The sequence below is a fragment of the Acinetobacter sp. 24-47-67 genome (assembly GCF_056779735.1).
The window spans coordinates 1-21,047 of sequence record NZ_JBWYIK010000016.1; the positions used below are offsets into that span (position 1 = coordinate 1).

The window sequence follows — 21,047 nt, forward strand, 5'->3', positions numbered from 1 at the left end:
GAGCATTTCGAAATCATTGCAAGTGCTTTTAACCTCATGTTTTATTGAGTGTTCTATTTTTATGCACCATTATGATTCATTAATAATCACATTTACACTTAACCCTATAATATTGAAGCAAAAATATTAATTTAATATTTCTGCTTCTTTTTTTAATCACTATTTCGCTTTTGAAGGTTTTATATTCACACTTAAAATTTTAATAGGATTTTTTGGCACATCTTGATGCATACCAAATCTACCAGTAGGCACTTTTGCAATTTTATCGACAACATCCATGCCTTTAGTTACCTGACCAAACACAGCATAACCAGGATTCATTGGCGCTTTATTTAGAAAATCATTATCCGCAATATTGATAAAAAATTGGCTTGTTGCTGAATCAGGCTGGTTTGTACGTGCCATGGCTAAAGTGCCACGGTTATTCTTTAAGCCATTATAAGACTCGTTCTTGATTGGAGGTCGATTCGCTTTTTCTTTCATCGATACATCTAATCCTCCACCTTGGATCATGAACCCTGGAATAACCCGATGGAAGATTGTGCCGTTATAAAAATTAGCTTTCGCATAAGTTTCAAAGTTCTTTACTGAAATCGGAGCTTTATCATTAAACAACTCGATTTCGATATCTCCTGCTGATGTTTTGATTTGCATATGCGTATTTGCTGCCAAAGACAAAGTACTCATTGCCGCAACAGAAGCACCTAACATCATTTTTTTTAACATACGCTATCCTCTTATTGATGTTTTATCTTATCTATTATTCACGAATCAATCGCCAGAAAAGATTCAATTTTTTGTTAAGCATCAAAGTATTTTTATTCGATTACTGTATATAAAGAAAAAATCCTGAGTTTCGTTTGAATCTCAGGATTTGAAAGTAAGCATCTATTAACTATTTTTATCCCAAAATCTTCTAAACTCTTTACTCATTTCAATCAACAATTTTTTAGAACGCCCTGAGACTAGCGTTAGATTAATAAATCCGTGTGTTTGATCTTCAAAATCTTGATACAACACTTTAGTGCCATTTTGACGTAATTTGTGGGCGTAAATTTTGCCTTCATCATGCAATACATCATGTCCCGCTGTAACAACATAGGCTGGTGCCAATTTTTTTAGATTACCGTATGTTGGGGAGATTAGTGGATTATCCAAAGCAACTTTATGTCTTGTCGCGTAGTATTCTGTCACATAGTCAATATCGCTGTTGGTTAATACTAAACCATCTTTATACGCAAAGAATGATGGATGACGACTTTTGAAATCTACCGCAGGATATATTAAAAATTGAGCTTGAGGCGCATAACTGGCATTTAATGCACGTTGAGCAACGACAGCACTAATATTACCGCCAGCACTATCTCCTGCTACAGCAATACGATTTTTTAAGATTTTAAAGTGACGGCGATTTTGATATACCCATGCCAATGCGTCTTCACATGATTGAATCAATGATTGTGGAGAAACTTCTGGCGCTAAAGGATAATCAATACTGATCACTTGTACTTTTGCATAATTCGCAATGATTCGGCACGCTTCATCATGTGTATTCACACTTCCGACAACAAACCCACCACCATGATAAAATACAATCATTGGTAGTTTTTTATTCGGAGCAGGATGATAATGTCTGGCAAATACAGTACCACTTTGTAAAGGAAGACGAATATCTTCTACATATTGAACATGAGATGATTTATGTGTGATGGATTGGATTTGATTTTCAAATTCTTTTCTTGATTTATCAATATCAGCGCCAATAAAGCCTGATTTTCCTTGTTTCAACTGTGCAGCCATCAAGCATTTTGTAAAGCTATCGAGTTGAGGATAGTCATAGGGATAGCCAAGTAACTTCACTAGAGATTCTTGAACGATCTTTGGGAGTCGATCTAATGCACGTCCTGCAGAACCCTGACCATTTTCAAGTAATTGTTGTATTTTTTGATTCACGATTCCGATCCTTTTAAAAATCCGTATTCTTCATATTTTCTACACGATCAGCCATTTCATGACTATTTTGTTAACTAAGTCTACTGATCAATATACAAACTTCAATCCCATTTACGCTAATCTGACTATAGCAGTCTTGTCATTGACTATTTAATCCAACATCAGGAATTTTTTGGTTGTCCTGATTCAACATATAAAGGTGAAAGCTATGGCAATAAAAGTAATGATAATGTCATTGGCCACAGCAGTTCTTGCAGTCGGTTGTGTGGCCTTCCCTGACGATGGCCCTTATTATAATGGTAATTATGACCATCGTTATGATCGTGATTATGATCGCAACTATGACCGTCAACGTTGGGAGAGAGAACGCGCACAACGTTTACATCAACAGCGCCTTGAACAAGAAAAGCGCAAACGTGAATATGAACGTCAACGCCAACAACGTGAATTAGCAGATCGACGTAATAAAGAACGTGCTGAGCATGATCGTCGTAAACAGATTGAACAACGTCACAAGGAAATTCTAAAACAACGTCAAGCTGAACGTAATCGTTGGAATCAAGATAATCGTAAAAAAGCGATTGAAGAACAACGTAAGCGCTTAGAACAGGACCGCAAGAAGCGAGAACAGGAACGTCAACACGATCGCCGAGATCGTTAAGCTTTCTTGGACTCAAGACAATTGATTTAAAGTTACCTCACAAACCTAACATTCACATTTGAATGTTAGGTTTTTTTAAGTGCTGTGATTCTAAAAATAGACAGTAAAGGCATCCTATTTACTCTCTATTCTCTGCATTTTCATAAAATTTAACCCATTATAAGCAGTTTAAATGAATTAAATTTCATTGCATTTTACTCAACAACTTGAGGGGCTTCTGCACCTTCAGCTGGGACAGCTTGAACCGGTTCAGCAGACTCTACACTTGGGTCAGCTTGTACAGCCACACCATTTTGGGTATCCATTTCAGTAGTTGCCGCTTGCGCTATTGAAGCATCTGTTTGTGTGGTCGCTTGAGCAGTTTCAGCAGATTGGTTTGAAGTACAACCTACAGTAGCAAAACCAATAGCTGCAAAAGCCAGGGAAATGAGACCTAATTTTTTCATTGTTTAATTCCTTACTTGAAACATTCAAAGTCAGAGTTAACTTTGAAGGCTTATCATTCCTGACTTTTTTATTTCATGCGTCAGTTCTTGGTTCAAATTTCGATGACTTCAGGTTGAACTTATGAAAAAAGTGTAAAGAAAATGCAATTTAACTTTTATAGTTGAATATATCTCCTAAGCCATTTGTTTAATTTATTTTTTTGTGAATATGTGGCGCGATATGAGTCATTTTTGAATGTGACTGAATCACAGTGTGGCTACACGTTATATCGGTTGCTTAACATTGTTATTCAGATCTCGATAAGCAAAAAAAAACTCATCCAAGGAGGTTGGATGAGCTATTAAAAAGCAAAAACAAAATAAATAGAAACTACAGCGTTAGTATCTGGTTAAAGATAATACAGATTTGATTCTTTAAAAGGAAAGACTTGTTTTATCTGAATCTATATATTTTATATATAAAATATATACAAAATCATATTTTTATAATCGTTCTTCAGTTCATCTCCTCTTCTTATTCTAGACTTTAGATTCCTCTAAATGGATCGAAAATTTTCATTCCTTGTTGTAAAGATGAATTTAGTAGAAATAAACATCGTTTAAGCTTGAATTATTTATAGTCGCCCACATTACCTTTGTATTGATGAATTACACACGCATGGCAGTTCAGATTAACGCAGTTAACACTGATGCCAAAGGACTGTACATGTTTAAAAACCCATTTAAGCGGAGATCTTCCATGGCAAATGAGCAAAACGAACAAACTCAGGACGTTCAAACGGAACAAACTGAACAGCAAGTTGAAAATCAACAAGCTGAAGTTGAAGTTTCTGTAGAAGACCTTCAAGCGCAAATCGCAACGCTGACTGAAAACTTAAAATATGAAAAAGCAGTTGCTGCAAATGCGAAGTATGAAGCAGAAAAAACCAAAGAACGTTTAGAGCGTGAGGCGGATACTGCGAAAAAATTTGCTTTAGAGAAATTTGCAAAAGAATTATTGGATTCAGTTGACAACCTTGAACGTGCAATTGCTGCTGCAGGTGATGAAAAAACTCCTTTATCAGAAGGTGTAGAACTCACACTGAAGTCATTATTAGCAACATTAGAAAAATTTGGTGTTGTGGCAGTTGACACTGAAAATGGTTTTAATGCTGATTTGCATCAAGCAGTAGGTATTGCCCCAGATGCAAAAGCGGGTGAGATTGGTACGGTACTTCAAAAAGGTTACACCCTTTCTGGCCGTTTACTTCGTCCTGCAATGGTCATGGTAGGCCAATAAGTCAAGAAATACGGGAGTTTGTAAAAATTTTTTAAGTTTTTAACTTGAAAAATAATGAATGGCTCTCATATCGGATAACAAGTGAAAGATCACAACAAAATTTTCGAGGAACACATCAATGGCTAAAATTATTGGTATTGACTTAGGTACTACAAACTCATGTGTTGCAGTACTTGAAGGCGATAAAGTTAAAGTAATCGACAACGCTGAAGGCGCTCGTACAACTCCGTCTATTATTGCGTATAAAGATGGCGAGATCCTTGTTGGTCAATCAGCTAAACGTCAAGCGGTAACAAACCCGAAAAATACATTATTTGCGATCAAACGTTTGATCGGTCGTCGTTACGAAGATCAAGCAGTTCAAAAAGATATTGGTCTTGTACCTTACAAAATCATCAAAGCTGACAATGGCGATGCTTGGGTTGATGTAAACGACAAGAAACTAGCACCACAACAAATCTCTGCAGAAGTTCTTAAGAAAATGAAGAAAACTGCGGAAGATTACTTAGGTGAAACAGTTACTGAAGCGGTAGTTACTGTTCCTGCATACTTCAACGATGCTCAACGTCAAGCAACGAAAGATGCTGGTAAAATTGCTGGTTTAGATGTTAAACGTATCATCAACGAACCAACAGCTGCAGCGCTTGCGTTCGGTATGGACAAGAAAGAAGGCGACCGTAAAATCGCGGTTTACGACTTAGGTGGTGGTACTTTCGACGTATCAATCATTGAAATCGCTGACCTTGATGGCGACCAACAAATCGAAGTGTTGTCTACTAATGGTGACACATTCCTTGGTGGTGAAGACTTTGATAACGCGTTAATCGACTTCTTGGTTGAAGAGTTCAAGAAAGAACAAAACGTAAACTTGAAGAACGATCCTCTTGCACTTCAACGTTTGAAAGAAGCTGCTGAGAAAGCGAAGATTGAACTTTCTTCTTCGAATGCAACTGAAATCAACCTTCCATATATCACTGCTGATGCGACTGGTCCTAAACACTTAGTGATCAATGTAACACGTGCAAAATTAGAAGGTTTAGTTGCTGACCTAGTTGCTCGTACAATTGAGCCTTGTCGTATTGCGCTTAAAGATGCAGGTTTATCAACTTCTGATATCTCTGACGTAATCTTGGTTGGTGGTCAGTCTCGTATGCCACTTGTACAACAAAAAGTACAAGAGTTCTTCGGTAAAGAGCCACGTAAAGACGTGAACCCTGACGAAGCTGTGGCAATGGGTGCTGCGATCCAAGGTGCTGTACTTTCAGGTGATAAGAACGACGTTCTATTACTTGACGTAACACCGTTGACACTTGGTATTGAAACAATGGGTGGCGTGTTAACTCCAATCATCGAGAAAAACACAACAATCCCTGCGAAAAAATCACAAGTGTTCTCTACAGCTGCTGATAACCAGCCTGCAGTAGACATTTCGGTTTATCAAGGTGAACGTAAAATGGCTCAACAAAACAAATTGTTGGGTAACTTCCAATTGGGCGATATCCCACCTGCTCCACGTGGTGTGCCGCAAATTGAAGTATCGTTCGACATCAACGCTGATGGTATCTTGAAAGTATCTGCGAAAGACAAGAGCACGGGTAAAGAGCAATCGATTCAAATTAAAGCAAACTCAGGTTTGAGCGATGCTGAAATTGAAGCGATGATCAAGGATGCTGAAGCGAATGCGGAAGAAGACCGTAAGTTTGAAGAATTAGCAAAAGCGCGTAACGAAGCTGATGCATTAGTTTCTTCTGCTCAAAAAGCAGTAAAAGACCTTGGCGAACAAGTAACTGCTGATGAAAAAACTGCGGTTGAAACTGCTGTTTCAGAACTTGAAGCTGCAACAAAAGAAAATGATGTTGACGCGATCAAAGCGAAAACTGAAGCACTTCAAAACATCATCATGCCGATCACTCAACGTGCTTATGAAGCTGCGCAGGGTGCTCAAGGTGGTGCGCAAGGTTTTGATCCAAATGCATTCCAAGGTGATGCTGCTGGTCAACAACAAAAAGCGGACGACGGCGTTGTAGATGCTGAGTTCACTGAAGTGAAAGATGACAAAAAATAATTTGTCCTCTTAAACGAGAACCGCGCGAAAGCGCGGTTTTTTTTACTTAAAATCTGAAAAATTAAGATAAGAATATTTCGAACTATTTTTAATTGGTGGCGTTGAGTAAACGTATTTTATGAAATCATCAAAATTAAGGTGTTTAGTGTTATTGATAACTTGATCAACTATTTTGCTAATTTTTGGATTAATCTCAGGCAGTACACCACAATATTTAATTAAGGTCTTTTTTGATCCATATACAGTTTTAGTATTCTCAACAGATATATTTGAATCCTCTGAAGCAACATCAACTACATCACTAACATAAGGACCAAAATTATCAAAATACCATTCTATTTCAGTTATTTGACTACCTAAATTTTTACTAGCCTCCCAGTCAATTAAATATATTAACTTTGTTAAACGTGCATTAGATAGTTCTTTAGAATAAGGGTATTTGATACATAGGAATTTTATTAAATCGCTAATTATTTTTTTATTCATTTCTATTTCCTTCTGTAATGTCACTTAAGTCTTCATATTGACTAAGTAACTGTACAAGGATAGGTCTAATATCAGTTATACAATTATCTATCTTGGATTCATCTAAAGTATCACATTTTTCAGCTTCAAATAAAATGATACCGATTTGAGAGGACAAATCTTTTTTTATAGGAATAGCGTAAAATTCTCTGCTTTTCATTGATAATTTTTGCACATCCTTTTGAAGCATTCCAAATTTTTCACGACATTCTCTAAAATACTTTTTTTCTTCTAAAGGTAGACATATTTTTTCTTTTGAACTACATCTCCAGATATGCCCTAAAGTACCACTATTAATGTTAAATGTGCTTCTATGTTTTTTATCATAATTACCATTTTTTGAATATCGACCAACAATATGAAATAGGTTTCTTTTTTTATCTACCAAATATAATGAAACCCTTTGTGTGAAATCCAGCTCAATTTTATCAGCTATATAAGCTAAAAATTTAGAATTAACATTTGTATAAGCATGCTCAATTTGCTGCAATTTAAATTCAGCTACTGCTTCCTGTAATTCATCAATTTCTTTTTTCAATTCAGGTATTTTTTCTATTTTTTTTTAATTTATTTAGTAAATCTTTATTGAAATAATAAGTTAGAATTAAGGAAACAATAAATATGATAATACATAAATAAAAAAATAATGTTATATAAATCAAAGTATTACTATATGTGAAACTAAAATTATATTTACCCCATATGTATGAAATGCAACCTGCTAAGAATGCTATGAGATATTGCTCAAATTTAACCCAATATGCTTCAAAATTATCAACAAATAATTTTATTTTTTCTTTCAACATCTGATCCTTATTACTTTATTTTTCAATATATTATATATAATTTTAGTGTATTCAGTTTTTTTTAATACAAAAGCCCAATCTACATTGGGCTTTTTATCACAAATTACTCATCAAACGAACTTTCTAACTCTTCAAGTTCCATCATCAGTTCAAGCATTTTTTCTTCTGCTTGTGCTAATTTTCCTTTAAGCTCAGTTTGTTCATTCATCAATTTTAAAAGATCATCTTTCCGAGACGCATCATAAAGTGAAGCATCCCCTAAAGCATCCTCAATCTGACCTAGACGTAGTTGGATTTTCGCAATCTCAGCTTCCAGTTTTTCAATATTTTTACGAATTGGGCGGCTCATTTCACGGCGACGCGCAGCTTCTTTACGCTGTGCTTCTTTATCTACTTTAGAAACTACAGGCTTATCGATCACTTGAGATTTTACTGGCTCAGGTGCTTGCTGCCCTTGCTTCATCAACTCTGCACGTGCTTGACGTAACCAGTCTGCATAAGCGACCAGATCACCTTCAAACTCACGACATTTACCGTTATGCACTAGGAGTAACTCATCACAGACACTTGCAATCAATTGACGTTCATGTGACACCAGCACCACTGCCCCTTCAAAATCTTGTAGTGCCATAGTTAATGCGTGACGCATATCCAAGTCTAAATGGTTGGTCGGTTCATCTAAAATTAAAACATTTGGACGCTGCCAGACAATCAAAGCCAATGCTAAACGTGCACGCTCACCCCCAGAGAAGCTTTCACACGGCGTATCCATACGCTCACCAGAGAAACCAAAACCCCCTAAGAAGGCGCGTAAAGTCGCTTCACTAATCTTTTTATCTGCAATACGAGATAACTGCAACATTGGACTCGCATTACCATCTAATGCATCCATTTGATGTTGGGCGAAATAACCAATATTAAGTAATTCGGATGCTTTGCGTTGACCTTGAATTAAAGGTAAATCACCCACCAATGATTTAATTAATGTGGACTTACCTGCACCATTCATTCCCAGTAAACCGATACGGCTGGTTGGCGTGATTTGTAGTTTCACATTGGTCACAATCAGTTTGTCACCATAACCAATATCAGCACTATCCAGTTGTAACAACGGAGAACTCATTTTGGTGGGTTCACGGAAGCTAAAGGTAAAAGGCGTATCGACATGCGCAGCAGAAAGCTCTTGCATTCGTTCGAGCTGTTTAATACGACTTTGTGCCTGTTTCGCTTTGGTTGCCTTAGCTTTAAAACGATCAATATATTTTTGCAGATGTGCACGTAGCTCGAGCTGTTTCTCATAGGCTTGTTGTTGCTGAGCTAAACGTTCACTTCGGGTACGTTCAAATGTTGAATAGTTGCCGGTATAAAGCGTTAATTCTTGGTTTTCGATATGCAAAATATGGTCGGTAATGGCATCCAAGAAATCACGGTCATGCGAAATCAGTACCAATGTGCCTTCATATGCTTTTAACCAATCTTCTAACCATAAAATAGCGTCTAAATCTAAATGGTTCGTCGGTTCATCAAGTAAGAGTAAATCTGAACGACTCATCAAAGTACGTGCAAGATTTAAACGCATACGCCATCCACCAGAGAAACTTTTTACACTAAGTTCTGACTGATGTTCAAAGAAGCCTAGCCCAGCCATCAGTTGTGATGCTTTAGACGGCGCTGAGTAGCCACTAATTTCATCAAAACGACCATATAGATTTGCCAAATCTTGATCAGATAATCCCTCAGGATGCTCAAGTTTGTGTTGGATATCCCAATACTCTTCATCACCGGATAGAACGAAATCAATCGCTTTCATATCCAGCGCTTTAATCTCTTGCGCCATATGCGCCACTGTCCAAACCGATGGTCGTGTTAATGAGCCACCATCTGATTCCATGCCTCCAAGTAATGCTGAAAACAACGTCGATTTTCCTGCACCATTGACACCTGTTAAACCAATCTTCCAACCAGGGTGAAGTTGCATAGACGCTTTTTCAAATAAAATGCGACCGCCGCGGCGAATGGTAAGTTGGTCTAACTGAATCATAGATATTCAAACAAATAAGTATTGGATGGCGCATTTTAATGGATTTCAACCAGAACAACCAAAAATTAATCCATCTTTCATCTTCATTTCATTCTTGACATAAAAAAGCCATCACTTAGGATGGCTTTTGAATCATTCAAAACTTTATGATTTAGTCAGTAAAAGTGACTTTAGCAATGGCCTTTTTACCTGCTTGAACAATCACTGTTTTATTTTCGTTAATTGAGAATGATGCATCCACCACCTCCCAATCGACTTTAACGGCTCCACGTGAAACAGCATCTTTGGCTTGCGCTGCATTTTTGGTTAAGCCCGCTGCACGAACAATAGAAGCAATAAACATTTCACCACCGAATTCACCACGTGAAATCGTCACTTCTGGCGTTCCTTCAGGAAGCTCACCTTCTGTGATGATATTCCCTGCACCTTTATGTGCATTCGCAGCAGCTTCGCTTCCATGGAAACGCTCCACTAACTCGAGCGCTAAGATACGTTTAATTTCTTGAGGGTTACGACCTTCAGCCATTTCTTTCAATAAGCCTTCGATCTCTTCCATTGACTTGAAGCTCAGCAGTTCGAAATATCGCTCAATTAAGCTGTCTGGCATTGAAAGTACTTTTTGGTACATCGCACCAGGTGCATCAAATACACCAATGTAGTTACCTAAAGATTTAGACATTTTGTTGACGCCATCTAAACCTTCAAGAATTGGTACAGTGATACACACTTGTGGCTCTTGATTATAACGACCTTGTAAAGTACGCCCCATCAACAAGTTAAAGGTCTGATCCGTACCACCTAACTCAACATCTGCCTCGAGCGCGATAGAGTCATAGCCTTGCACCAATGGATATAAAAACTCGTGAATCGCAATCGGCTGTTGGTTGTTATAGCGTTTAGTAAAGTCATCACGTTCAAGCATACGTGCAACCGTTTGCTGTGAAGCCAATTGAATCAGGTCAGCAGCAGTTTTTTGAGCAAACCATTCTGAGTTAAACACCACCTTAGTTTTATTTGGATCAAGAATTTTGAACACTTGTTCCTGATAGGTTTTCGCGTTTTCTAAGACTTGCTCACGTGACAATGGTGGACGAGTTGCACTTTTACCTGTTGGGTCACCAATCATCGCAGTGTAATCACCAATCAAGAAGAATACTTCATGACCTAAGTCTTGAAACACTTTAAGCTTGTTAATTAATACCGTATGACCTAAGTGTAAGTCTGGTGCTGTAGGATCAAAACCCGCCTTAATTTTCAAAGGACGATTCAATTTTAATTTCTTCAGAAGATCTTCTTCTGAAATAATTTCATGTGTGCCTCGTTGAATGAGGGCAAGTTGTTCTTCAGCAGGCAGGAAATTTGACATCACAAAACCCAAATACATCTGTTGTTCAATTTGTGCGATATACTAACACTTTTTCAGCACAATGCAGGCTTAAGAATAATCATGACCACAATCTACATTGGTGTAATGACTGGCACGAGTATGGACGGCGTCGATTTTGTAGCCGCTTCTTTTGATCCATTACAGATCCATGCAACGCTGACATTAGCCTTTGATCCAGATTTACGTGATGAACTGATGGCACTTACTTTGCCAGACGATAATGAAATTGACCGCATGGGTAAAGCTGATGTCGCTTTAGCACAGATGATCGGTCATGGAATCAATCAACTTATACAAGAAAATAATCTCGATAGAACTCAAATAAAAGCCATTGGATCTCATGGTCAAACGATTCGTCATCGTCCCGAACATGGATTTACCCTTCAAATTGGTGATCCCAACATTATTACTGAAATCACTCAAATTCCTGTGGTATCAGATTTTAGACGCCGTGATATGGCTGCTGGTGGTCAAGGTGCACCTCTAGTGCCAGCATTCCATCAAGCCTTATTTCAGCATCCGACGATACACCGTGTGATCTTAAATCTCGGTGGAATTGCCAATGTCAGTATGTTACCTGCGGGTGATCCTAAAGGCGTATATGGTTTTGATACTGGACCAGCCAATATTTTGATGGATGCTTGGTGTGAACGTTACACAGGGCAGCCTTATGATGAAAATGGCAATTGGGCTGCTTATGGTACGCCTATTCGTGCTTTGCTTGATCGTTTGCAATCACATGACTTTTTCTCGAAAGAGCCGCCAAAAAGTACCGGTCGTGAAGACTTTAACTTGGAATGGTTAGATGAACAAATTGCCGATTGGCGTAGCGATGTTGAATACGATGAACTTGAAGATACGCCTGAAAATGTTCAAGCAACGCTGATGAAACTTACGACACGTGCCATTAAAAAAGCCATTTATCGTTCCCCTATGGACACAGGTGAAGTTTATGTCTGTGGGGGGGGTGCATACAACTCACAATTATTAGAACAATTACGTTGGCGTTTACGTAAACATGAGTGGAGTGTTCAAACCACAGCAGATTTGGGATTAGCACCGACTTGGGTGGAGGCGACCGCTTTTGCGTGGTTGGCTATGCGATTTGTAAACCAACTTGCTGGTAATTTACCTGAAGTGACAGGAGCTCAAGGAGATCGAGTTTTAGGAACGATCACTGCGGTTTAAATGAAGAATCGATGTATCCACTATCCTGAGTTGATACATCGATTTACTTAAACAGGTGCAAAATTCAATTTTGAAAGTGGCGAGTTTACAGCAAAAATTCGATGTCTACATTCAGTAAAGCCATTTTCCCTTAAACGCTGAAGATGCATATTTAGATAATCCTCTGCATCTGCTTGGCTTTCAAATAAGTAAATTCCACCTGCTTCTTTGGACGCTTCATTTTCAGTCCAAATTTTCCAAATCAAGCCTTTCTCATTTGCTATTGAATCCGCGAGTGTTTTGAAACTTTCAAACATTTCATGCCCCCAAGGTCCATCATAGGGAAAATCAATTTGTAGAATAATCGCCATTCAACTTTTCCTTATATACGCGCATCTTTGATTAAGTCATCAATAGCTTGTGTTAATTTTTCCAATGCCACATGACCAGAGCCTATGATTTTGACATTGTCTCCATGACGTATCGCAAAACTTGGGAACCCTTTTATGCCCCAACTTCGATTAAGCTTGAACTCTTCATAGGTCGCTGCTTGGGTCTCAGGTAATTCAAACAAATTTGAGAATACGTCAAAATCCAGCTCAAACGTTTCACATATACTTCGATAATATTCAAGCTCGTTCGGATCTTCACCATCCACATAAAATTTATATTGGATTGCTGAAAAAAATGCCAAAAGTTTTTCATCATGATGATCATGGTCTTGCCAAAGTTGTCGAGCAACGTAAACAGCACGTGCTGAAGGCTCGGTATCATAGTTAAAATGTGCTCTTTCTAACAATTTTTCAGTGAAAGGTTGTTGAGTCAGTCTCTGAATATTTTTCCATTCGGTGCGTAAAAAATTCTTGAAAGTATCGATCCAAGCATCACCTCCACCAGGTCTTAAACCACCGCTAATCACTTGAAAGCCAACACCATGCTGAATTGCATATTCACGCGCTTGTTTAATGATATTTGAACTTCCCCAACACCATGAGCACATTGGGTCACCCACATAAATCAGGCTGAGGTCAGATGCTACATTGACCACTGCATTTTGGCCTTTTTCCAATTCGGCTACTGAACAAGTACCAGTTTCTAAATCACAATTCATTGTCATTGCTATGTCCTCAATTTGCTAAATCAGATCATTTGCTACATCTGATCAATTGACTTAACTTAGCGGTTCTATAATGATGTGAATAGACAATAAAAATGAAAGGTGGTGTTCGATTTTATGAACAGCTTACCCTACTCAATCGATGACCTATATTGGTTCGTACTGATTGCAGATGCTGGAAGTTTATCTGCGGCAGCAAGACGTTATGATATTGCTAAATCCACGTTATCCAATCGACTTTCAAGACTTGAAGAATCCTTAAATATTAGATTATTAAATCGAAATACCAATTCAAGCTCACTGACTGATGCTGGGAAGATTTTCTTAAAAGAAATCTCCCCCCTATTTCATCAGATTGAATCGCTGACAAATGATCTCACACAATTAGAAATACAGCCCAAAGGTCGAATTCGAATAGCTGCTTCGGGAACTTTTGGAAAATTGGTGGTATTGCCTTTAATCTCTCAATTTTTAATTGAATACCCACACATTGATATTGAAATTGATTTGAATGACTGCAAAGTTGATTTAATTTCTGGAGGATATGACTTAGCCATCAGGCTTGGTGATTTAGCAGACTCTACACTCCATGCTCAAAAGGTTGGACAAGTTCGAAGAATTTTATGTGCCAGTCCAACCTATCAAATGCGTTATGGCATTCCTGAACACCCAGAGCAACTGTGTGATCATCATTTTATCTCGCATAACCGCGAGCTGTCCAAAATCACACTTTTCAAAAACGGTACGATAAAAAAATTTAAAATTTATACCCATTTGATGGTGACACCATCCGAACATGCACTTGCTGCTGTAGAAGCACATTTAGGTATTGCCGCCGTTGCAGAAATCCAAGTGGCCCATCAATTAGTCAACTCAACGTTAATTCATATTTTACCTGAATGGTCTCTAATCCCTGAAGATGTCCACTTGGTTACTCCGAGCTTAAGCTATCGGACCTTAGCTTTGAGACTTTGCTTAACGTTCTTACAAAAACAAATACCAATACAAATACACCGTTTAATCAACCCATAATATTGTCACACAATGAACGACCTTCTTTCACCTAGAACTGACCCGTTCAGCCCTAGTTCTATCATCCAAATTTGATAAAGATATGTAAAGGAAAGAGGATATAGATCATGGAAAAACAACAACGAATCACTGAGTTTCAAAAAGGCAATCTTATTTTTGATGTAATAGACAGCGGTCCAATCGATGGCACTCCAATTGTGCTATTACATGGTTTTCCTGAAACATCAAAAATTTGGCAGCATAGTGCCGAAATACTAAACCAACATGGTTTTCGCACCTACGCGTTAAACCAACGTGGATATAGCTTAAGGGCTCAACCGAAAAAACGTGCAGATTATGCCATTCAACATTTAGCAGATGATGTAAATGTTCTACTCGACTTAATTGGAGAGCCTTCATATATCGTAGGACACGACTGGGGCGCAGTCGTTGCTTGGGAAGTTGCTCTACGTTATCCTAATAAAATTAAACATTTGACCGCGATCTCCGTCCCTCACAAAGCAGCATTTATGCGGGCTTTTTACAGCAGTACACAACTTTTTAAATCCTATTATATGGGACTATTTCAGCTTCCATGGATACCTGAGTTGCTCTTTAATAAAACACCTCAAATTGGCGAGGCTTTATTAAAAAATTCTGGAATGACAGTTGAACAATTAAATGACTTTAAACAAGAAATGATTATAGAAAAACGGCTCAGCCCATCACTCAATTGGTATCGAGGTTTACCTTTTAGCTCTAATAAAACGCTATTCAATAAAGTCAAAGTTCCCACTTTATTTATTTGGGGCAAAGATGACGTTGCAATTGATGCTAAAGGAGTTCAGTTCAATCAAAATTATGTTGAAGGTCCATATACGGAAATTCATTTAGAGGCGAATCATTGGATTCCAGTTCAAAATTATCATGAGCTGACTGATTTAATTCTGAAAGAACAGCAAAAATTATCATAAAAAAAGCCCGCTTAGCGGGCTTTTTTTGCTGCATATTAAATTGAGAATGAAGATCCACAACCACATGTCGTTGTCGCATTAGGATTTTGCACGATAAAGCGTGATCCTTCCAAACCTTCAACATAATCCACAACTGAACCAACGAGATATTGATAACTCAGTGAGTCAACAAGCATCTTCACATCACCATTCACAAATTCAGCATCGTCTTCATTTTGAGATTCAGCAAAATTGAATCCGTAAGAAAAACCAGAGCAACCACCACCTGTCACATATACACGTAACATCAAATCTTGATTTCCTTCGCTCTCACGAAGTTGACGAACTTTATTCGCAGCATTGTCAGTCAGCTCAAGTGCTTGGGCAGTCATGATGGATTCCTCAAAAAATTAAATAGGCTTTGAAATTAAAAGACCATATATCAAGTATAACATACTCAATATATGGTCATAACTCGAACTTTAAAGTTTATTCAGAGTAAATTTATCGGATTTAAATGTAACGTCCTATGAACTTATTTGTAGTTCTCATCCTGCAAGCTACATTCGAAGTTTGTCGGTTCATTCTTACAACGGAACTGCCAAAGTAGTTTCATCATTTGTTTGTTGTAAACACCTTGTTTAGTAAGTGCAATACGAGATTCACGCATTAATTTTTGATAACCAGGTTTATCTCCAGCTGGAACATTCATCCAATATTTAGCCGGAATATCCGCTTTCATTTTGCCTAAAATTTGATTCGCACGTGGTAATTGTGTTTTCACCCAATCACGCGATTTCTGTCCGAAACCTTCAGGGAATTTATCATGACGAATGATGATATTACCGGTCACTTGAAGAATTGGATAATTCACAATTGCACCTTTCGTTCCTAGCCCTTTATGAAGTTCTAAAGGACGGAATACCGCTGCTGGTGCACCAATAATATCAACTTGGCCATTATTGAATTTACTCCCAAAATTAGTGACATCAGAACTCACTGCTTGCGCACCAATTTGCTGTACCATAATTTTTTGTGCCTGATCATAATCAAGTACGGCGATCTTTTTACCCGCAGCTTTAGCAACCGTATTAATACTACGATCACGCACCATTAAATAAGCATCGCCAACAGGAATCACTCCTGCAACTTCATAGTTGCCATTTTTCATATGCTTTGCAAAGGTTGGACTTGCTAAACCTTGCATAACTTTGACAGCTAAATTGAGATTAGTAATCGCACCAATGGCATCTAAAGAGCCAGTGAAATTATTAAACTGACGACCGCGCATCCCTGTGATACTGACACCGTCACATTTACCTGCTTTGAAATCTTCAGCAATTACGCCTTCATTTTGTCCGACTTTAAGCTCAATATCAGCTCCCCACTGCTTAGCAGCAAGTTGATAATCTTTCATTAACGCATAGACATCGCCGTTTTTCCCGACGAGATCAAACACGCAGACGACTTGCTTTGCTTGTGAAGCCGTTGCAGCAGTCATTAAACCTGCTGATAATAATAATGTTTTGGTTAAATTCATTTTATTGTTTCCTATTCCTTCTTTCTTATAGTCTCGAATATCCCATATCGAACACCTTAAACTTCAGTGTCAGTGTGTTGAACTAAAATGAGATTACACGATCCAATTGTGTAGATACTGATCCTGAGATGCTGTATGTATATGGTTTTTAGATACAGATCATTTAAATACTACTTATTGTGATTAAAGCATACTTTTTTCTTATAAATGTGCATTGGCGAAAATGACATAAAATGAATAAAAAAAATCCTAGACCAGGTCTAGGATTTTTTCTTTAGAAATCAGAATTATTCACCACCAAGTGAACATTCGAAGTTGGATTTATCGACAGAGCAACGTGCTTTCTTAAGAACAGACATCATCTCTTTGTCATAAATACCTTGTTTAGTGAGATCCATACGACCATCACGAAGTAGTTTTTGATATTTCAGCTTTTCTTCAGCTGAGAATTGCATTTTGTACTTAGCAGGAATTTCACCCTCTAAACGCTTGATCATTGCGTAGCTTTTCGGCAAGTTTTTAACAAACCAATCACGTGATTTTTGACCAAACCCTTCAGGGAATTTTTCAGGCTTCATCACAAAGTTTGCTGTAATGTGTACCACAGGGAAATCAAACATTGCCCCTGTACTACCTAAACCTTTATAAATTTCAAGAGGCTTATAGGCATATGCTGGTGCACCCACCATATCCACCTGACCATTATTAAACTTCGCAACAAAGTTTGAAACATCAGATCCGACTGCTTGAGCACCGACACGTTGCACCATAATTTTTTGTGCGGGGTCATAGCTTAATACTGCGAATTTCTTACCTGCAGCTTTTTCGATTGAATCAATTTTTTTATCACGCACGAAAATATATGCTGCCCCTAGTGGTGCAATACCAGCCACTTCATATTTTTTCCCACCGAGATTTGTGACCATCTTTGCAGCATTACGTTTGTCTAAAGCAAAAGTAATCGCACGTTGTGCAATTGCATTTGATGGTGCGCCACCTAAAGAGTCAATCGAACCCACAAACTTGTTATATTGACGAGCACGCATCGCTGTTAAGAAAACAGCATCACACTTACCTGCTTTAAAATCATTATCGGCTACAGCCTCATCTTGACGTGGAATCAGATTGATATCTGCACCCCAGCCCTTTGCTGCCAATGCCCATTCTTGAGCCATTTGAAACGATTCACCAGACTTACCGAGTAAATCAAATACACACACATCAACCTTTGCTTGAGCAGTTGAAACCATACCCATGGTTGAAGCCGCCAATAAAGCCAGAGTTGTTTTTTTCATTCTTAGTTCCTTTTAAGCATTTAAATGGATTCTTTTCCATGACAAAAATTTTAATCACTCTCTATTTAAAAAAATAGAGCTATTGCTCTATTTTTTATTATCTAATTATAAGTTATTGAATTTTATATTTTTAATTATTTATTAATTTCGTAAATGCTTATTTAATTATCTTTATATTTCATATAATAAATAAAATATGTGACTTCAAGCACATCATTTTATTGAAATTAATTCCCAAAAAATGACTTAAGATTTTAGATTGATACAAAAAAAGCACTCCTAAGAGTGCTTTTTTTAACTTATAGCATTAAGCATCAATATCTGCATTCAATGCATTCTCTTCAATAAATGCACGACGTGGTTCAACATCATCACCCATGAGACAAGAGAACATGCGATCTGCTTCAATTGCATCATCAATCGTCACTTGAAGCATATTACGATTTTCAGGATCCATCGTGGTTTCCCAAAGCTGCTCTGCATTCATCTCGCCCAAGCCTTTATAGCGTTGGATCATCATGCCACGGCGTGAATCTGCCAATACTTGTTGCCATACTTGATGGAAGTTAGCAACATTGACTTTACGCTCACCTTTTTGCAAATAAGCCCCGTCTTCAAGTAACGTAAACCAACTCTTTGAGTTTTGAAGTAAACGTTTATATTCACCTGAACCCAACAAACCAGCATCTAATAAATAGTGATGAGGAAGGTTGTGTACATACACTGTTAAACGTGGCCAATAATGTGTTTCACGTGAACCATCTGCGAGTTCTTTTTCGAATGCTTCGAGCGTGAATTCAGGTCTTAAGCTTGGCTGTTGTGTTTCAATTGCTTGACGCAATTGCTCAGCCCAAGACGTCACATAAGCTTCATCTTGATTTTGATCTAATTTAAATGCATCTAAACCAAGTAAAGCATCTAACAAAGTTGCAGGATAACGAATCGTTAATCGCTGTAAGCTTTTTTGTGATGTCTGATAATCAGCAATGACTTTTGCAAGCGCTTCACCACGAATCGCAGGTGCGTCAGCACTGATATGTAATGCCAACTCATCAATTGCATTCGAAATTAAATATGTTTCAAGCGCATCATTATCTTTAATATACTGTTCTTGCTTACCTTTCTTTAATTTATAAAGTGGTGGCTGAGCAATATAAATATGACCACGTTCCACTAATTCCGGCATTTGACGGAAGAAGAACGTTAATAACAGCGTACGAATATGTGAACCATCCACGTCCGCATCGGTCATAATAATAATTTTGTGGTAACGTAATTTGTCTGGATTATATTCTTCACGACCGATACCACAACCTAATGCTGTAATCAGTGTTCCAACTTCAGCAGAAGAAATCATCTTGTCAAATCGAGCACGTTCCACATTTAGGATTTTACCTTTAAGTGGTAAAATCGCTTGCATTTTACGATTACGACCTTGTTTCGCTGAACCACCTGCTGAATCACCCTCGACAAGATATAGTTCAGATAAAGCTGGGTCTTTTTCTTGGCAATCCGCCAATTTACCAGGAAGACCTGCTATATCAAGCGCACTCTTACGGCGAGTCATTTCACGTGCTTTACGCGCTGCATCGCGTGCACGCGCTGCATCAATAATTTTACCCGCAATCGATTTAGCCGCAGCTGGATTTTCAAGAAGATATTCTGAAAAAGCTTTATTCATTGCTTGTTCAACAGCAGGTTTTACCTCGCTCGATACCAATTTTTCTTTGGTTTGAGAAGAGAATTTTGGATCAGGAACTTTCACTGAAACAATAGCTGTTAAACCTTCACGTGCATCATCACCAGAAACCGCAACCTTCTCTTTTTTGAGTAAGTTTTCGTTTTCCATGTAGTTATTTAGGCCACGAGTTAAAGCAGCTCGGAAACCAGCTAAGTGAGTACCACCATCTTTTTGAGGAATGTTATTGGTAAAGCAACGTACGTTTTCTTGGTACGTATCATTCCATTGCAATGCAACTTCAACACCAATGCCATTATCAGCTTGCGTGGTAAAGTGAAAAATATCGTTAAGATGCGTTTTTCCTTCGTTAATGTATTTAACGAATTCTGATAAACCACCCTCATAATCAAATACATGTTCTAAACCAACACGTTCGTCACGTAGAACAATTCGAACGCCCGCATTTAAAAATGACAGTTCACGTAAACGACGAGCTAAAATATCGACATTGAAAATGGTCTGACTGAATGTTTCAGCACTTGGATAAAAACGTACACGTGTACCCGAACGATCTGTATCGCCCACCACCTTTAAAGGGTATTGAGGGTCACCATGGCGGTATTCTTGTTCATGAATTTTACCAGCACGATGAATTGTGAGTTCCAGTTTACTAGACAAAGCGTTTACAACTGAAACACCTACACCGTGTAAGCCACCAGAAACCTTATAGCTGTTGTCATCAAACTTACCACCCGCATGAAGAATCGTTAAGATGACTTCAGCAGCAGATACACCTTCTTCAGGGTGAATATCTGTGGGAATACCACGACCGTTATCTGCGACAGAAACAGATTCGTCTTCGTGAATGGTAACCAGAATTTCATCACAGTGACCAGCAAGGGCTTCATCAATCGAGTTGTCCACCACTTCAAACACCATATGGTGTAAACCAGTACCATCATCCGTATCACCAATATACATGCCTGGACGCTTACGTACTGCGTCTAAACCACGTAATACCTTGATGCTAGAGGAATCATAAGCCTTTTCAATGGTTTGTTCTGTTTGAGAAGCAGCTTGATCTTCTGAACTCATGGTTACTCCCTAGTGAAAAAAAGGT

General features: G+C 38.1%; 19 protein-coding genes. 6 read left to right on the plus strand and 13 right to left on the minus strand.

All coding sequences use genetic code 11. The features are described 5' to 3' along the window. Positions 1-159 precede the first annotated feature (159 nt). Both AC1M9K_RS13900 and AC1M9K_RS13905 read right to left on the minus strand, forming a co-directional pair. Positions 160-726, minus strand: a complete 567-nt coding sequence (locus AC1M9K_RS13900) for a peptidylprolyl isomerase (RefSeq protein ID WP_481589581.1) — start codon at positions 724-726, stop codon at positions 160-162. 165 nt (positions 727-891) lie between these two features. After that, the gene (locus AC1M9K_RS13905) at positions 892-1,962 is read right to left on the minus strand and encodes an alpha/beta hydrolase (RefSeq protein ID WP_092768668.1); all 1,071 of its coding nucleotides are present in this window, start codon (positions 1,960-1,962) and stop codon (positions 892-894) included. Positions 1,963-2,161: 199 nt separating this feature from the next. Here AC1M9K_RS13905 and AC1M9K_RS13910 point away from each other — a divergent pair, with 199 nt between their 5' ends. Continuing rightward, positions 2,162-2,614 (plus strand): hypothetical protein, encoded by a 453-nt coding sequence (locus AC1M9K_RS13910; protein ID WP_481589582.1) that lies wholly within the window; start codon positions 2,162-2,164, stop codon positions 2,612-2,614. Positions 2,615-2,808: 194 nt separating this feature from the next. Here the strand turns inward: AC1M9K_RS13910 and AC1M9K_RS13915 are convergent, their stop codons facing one another. Further along, positions 2,809-3,060: a hypothetical protein gene (locus AC1M9K_RS13915; protein WP_092768675.1), complete on the minus strand. Its 252-nt coding sequence runs from the start codon at positions 3,058-3,060 to the stop codon at positions 2,809-2,811. Between the two features lie 706 nt (positions 3,061-3,766). On the opposite strand from AC1M9K_RS13915, the gene grpE reads away from it, so the two are divergent. Together grpE and dnaK are read left to right on the plus strand one after the other, a co-directional pair. Next, positions 3,767-4,339, plus strand: coding sequence for a nucleotide exchange factor GrpE (grpE, locus tag AC1M9K_RS13920; RefSeq protein ID WP_257219952.1), 573 nt, complete (start codon positions 3,767-3,769; stop codon positions 4,337-4,339). Between the two features lie 118 nt (positions 4,340-4,457). Continuing rightward, positions 4,458-6,404: a molecular chaperone DnaK gene (dnaK, locus tag AC1M9K_RS13925; RefSeq protein ID WP_035269467.1), complete on the plus strand. Its 1,947-nt coding sequence runs from the start codon at positions 4,458-4,460 to the stop codon at positions 6,402-6,404. Between the two features lie 42 nt (positions 6,405-6,446). Here the strand turns inward: dnaK and AC1M9K_RS13930 are convergent, their stop codons facing one another. From AC1M9K_RS13930 to tyrS, 4 genes are all read right to left on the minus strand, one after another. Further along, positions 6,447-6,890, minus strand: coding sequence for a Panacea domain-containing protein (locus tag AC1M9K_RS13930; RefSeq protein ID WP_481589583.1), 444 nt, complete (start codon positions 6,888-6,890; stop codon positions 6,447-6,449). Then, on the minus strand, positions 6,883-7,467 hold the full coding sequence (locus AC1M9K_RS13935; protein WP_481589584.1) for a hypothetical protein: 585 nt from the start codon (positions 7,465-7,467) through the stop codon (positions 6,883-6,885). The genes AC1M9K_RS13930 and AC1M9K_RS13935 overlap by 8 nt, the downstream gene beginning before the upstream one ends. A 371-nt stretch (positions 7,468-7,838) precedes the next feature. Beyond that, complete coding sequence (locus AC1M9K_RS13940) at positions 7,839-9,776, minus strand: ATP-binding cassette domain-containing protein (RefSeq protein ID WP_481589585.1); 1,938 nt, start codon at positions 9,774-9,776, stop codon at positions 7,839-7,841. 151 nt (positions 9,777-9,927) lie between these two features. Next, the gene (tyrS, locus tag AC1M9K_RS13945; RefSeq protein ID WP_171076798.1) at positions 9,928-11,160 is read right to left on the minus strand and encodes a tyrosine--tRNA ligase; all 1,233 of its coding nucleotides are present in this window, start codon (positions 11,158-11,160) and stop codon (positions 9,928-9,930) included. A gap of 63 nt (positions 11,161-11,223) precedes the next feature. On the opposite strand from tyrS, the gene AC1M9K_RS13950 reads away from it, so the two are divergent. Then, the gene (locus AC1M9K_RS13950) at positions 11,224-12,351 is read left to right on the plus strand and encodes an anhydro-N-acetylmuramic acid kinase (protein ID WP_035269457.1); all 1,128 of its coding nucleotides are present in this window, start codon (positions 11,224-11,226) and stop codon (positions 12,349-12,351) included. 47 nt (positions 12,352-12,398) lie between these two features. Here the strand turns inward: AC1M9K_RS13950 and AC1M9K_RS13955 are convergent, their stop codons facing one another. Then, positions 12,399-12,701, minus strand: coding sequence for a monooxygenase (locus AC1M9K_RS13955; RefSeq protein ID WP_481589586.1), 303 nt, complete (start codon positions 12,699-12,701; stop codon positions 12,399-12,401). Positions 12,702-12,712: 11 nt separating this feature from the next. After that, a complete protein-coding gene (locus AC1M9K_RS13960; RefSeq protein WP_481589587.1) occupies positions 12,713-13,447 on the minus strand; it encodes a DsbA family protein in 735 nt (244 codons plus the stop codon). 117 nt (positions 13,448-13,564) lie between these two features. Here AC1M9K_RS13960 and AC1M9K_RS13965 point away from each other — a divergent pair, with 117 nt between their 5' ends. Beyond that, the gene (locus AC1M9K_RS13965) at positions 13,565-14,479 is read left to right on the plus strand and encodes a LysR family transcriptional regulator (RefSeq protein ID WP_481589588.1); all 915 of its coding nucleotides are present in this window, start codon (positions 13,565-13,567) and stop codon (positions 14,477-14,479) included. A 107-nt stretch (positions 14,480-14,586) separates the two neighbouring features. Then, complete coding sequence (locus AC1M9K_RS13970) at positions 14,587-15,432, plus strand: alpha/beta fold hydrolase (protein ID WP_481589589.1); 846 nt, start codon at positions 14,587-14,589, stop codon at positions 15,430-15,432. 35 nt (positions 15,433-15,467) lie between these two features. On the opposite strand, the gene erpA is transcribed toward AC1M9K_RS13970, so the two are convergent. The 4 genes from erpA to gyrB form a co-directional block, all read right to left on the minus strand. Beyond that, complete coding sequence (gene erpA / locus AC1M9K_RS13975) at positions 15,468-15,803, minus strand: iron-sulfur cluster insertion protein ErpA (protein WP_035268624.1); 336 nt, start codon at positions 15,801-15,803, stop codon at positions 15,468-15,470. Between the two features lie 143 nt (positions 15,804-15,946). Then, entirely contained in the window at positions 15,947-16,951 is a 1,005-nt protein-coding gene (locus AC1M9K_RS13980; protein WP_035268621.1) for a putative solute-binding protein, read from the minus strand. A gap of 287 nt (positions 16,952-17,238) precedes the next feature. Beyond that, positions 17,239-18,246, minus strand: coding sequence for a putative solute-binding protein (locus AC1M9K_RS13985; protein ID WP_481589590.1), 1,008 nt, complete (start codon positions 18,244-18,246; stop codon positions 17,239-17,241). Between the two features lie 307 nt (positions 18,247-18,553). After that, the gene (gene gyrB / locus AC1M9K_RS13990) at positions 18,554-21,022 is read right to left on the minus strand and encodes a DNA topoisomerase (ATP-hydrolyzing) subunit B (RefSeq protein ID WP_035268615.1); all 2,469 of its coding nucleotides are present in this window, start codon (positions 21,020-21,022) and stop codon (positions 18,554-18,556) included. Between the last annotated feature and the right edge of the window lie 25 nt (positions 21,023-21,047).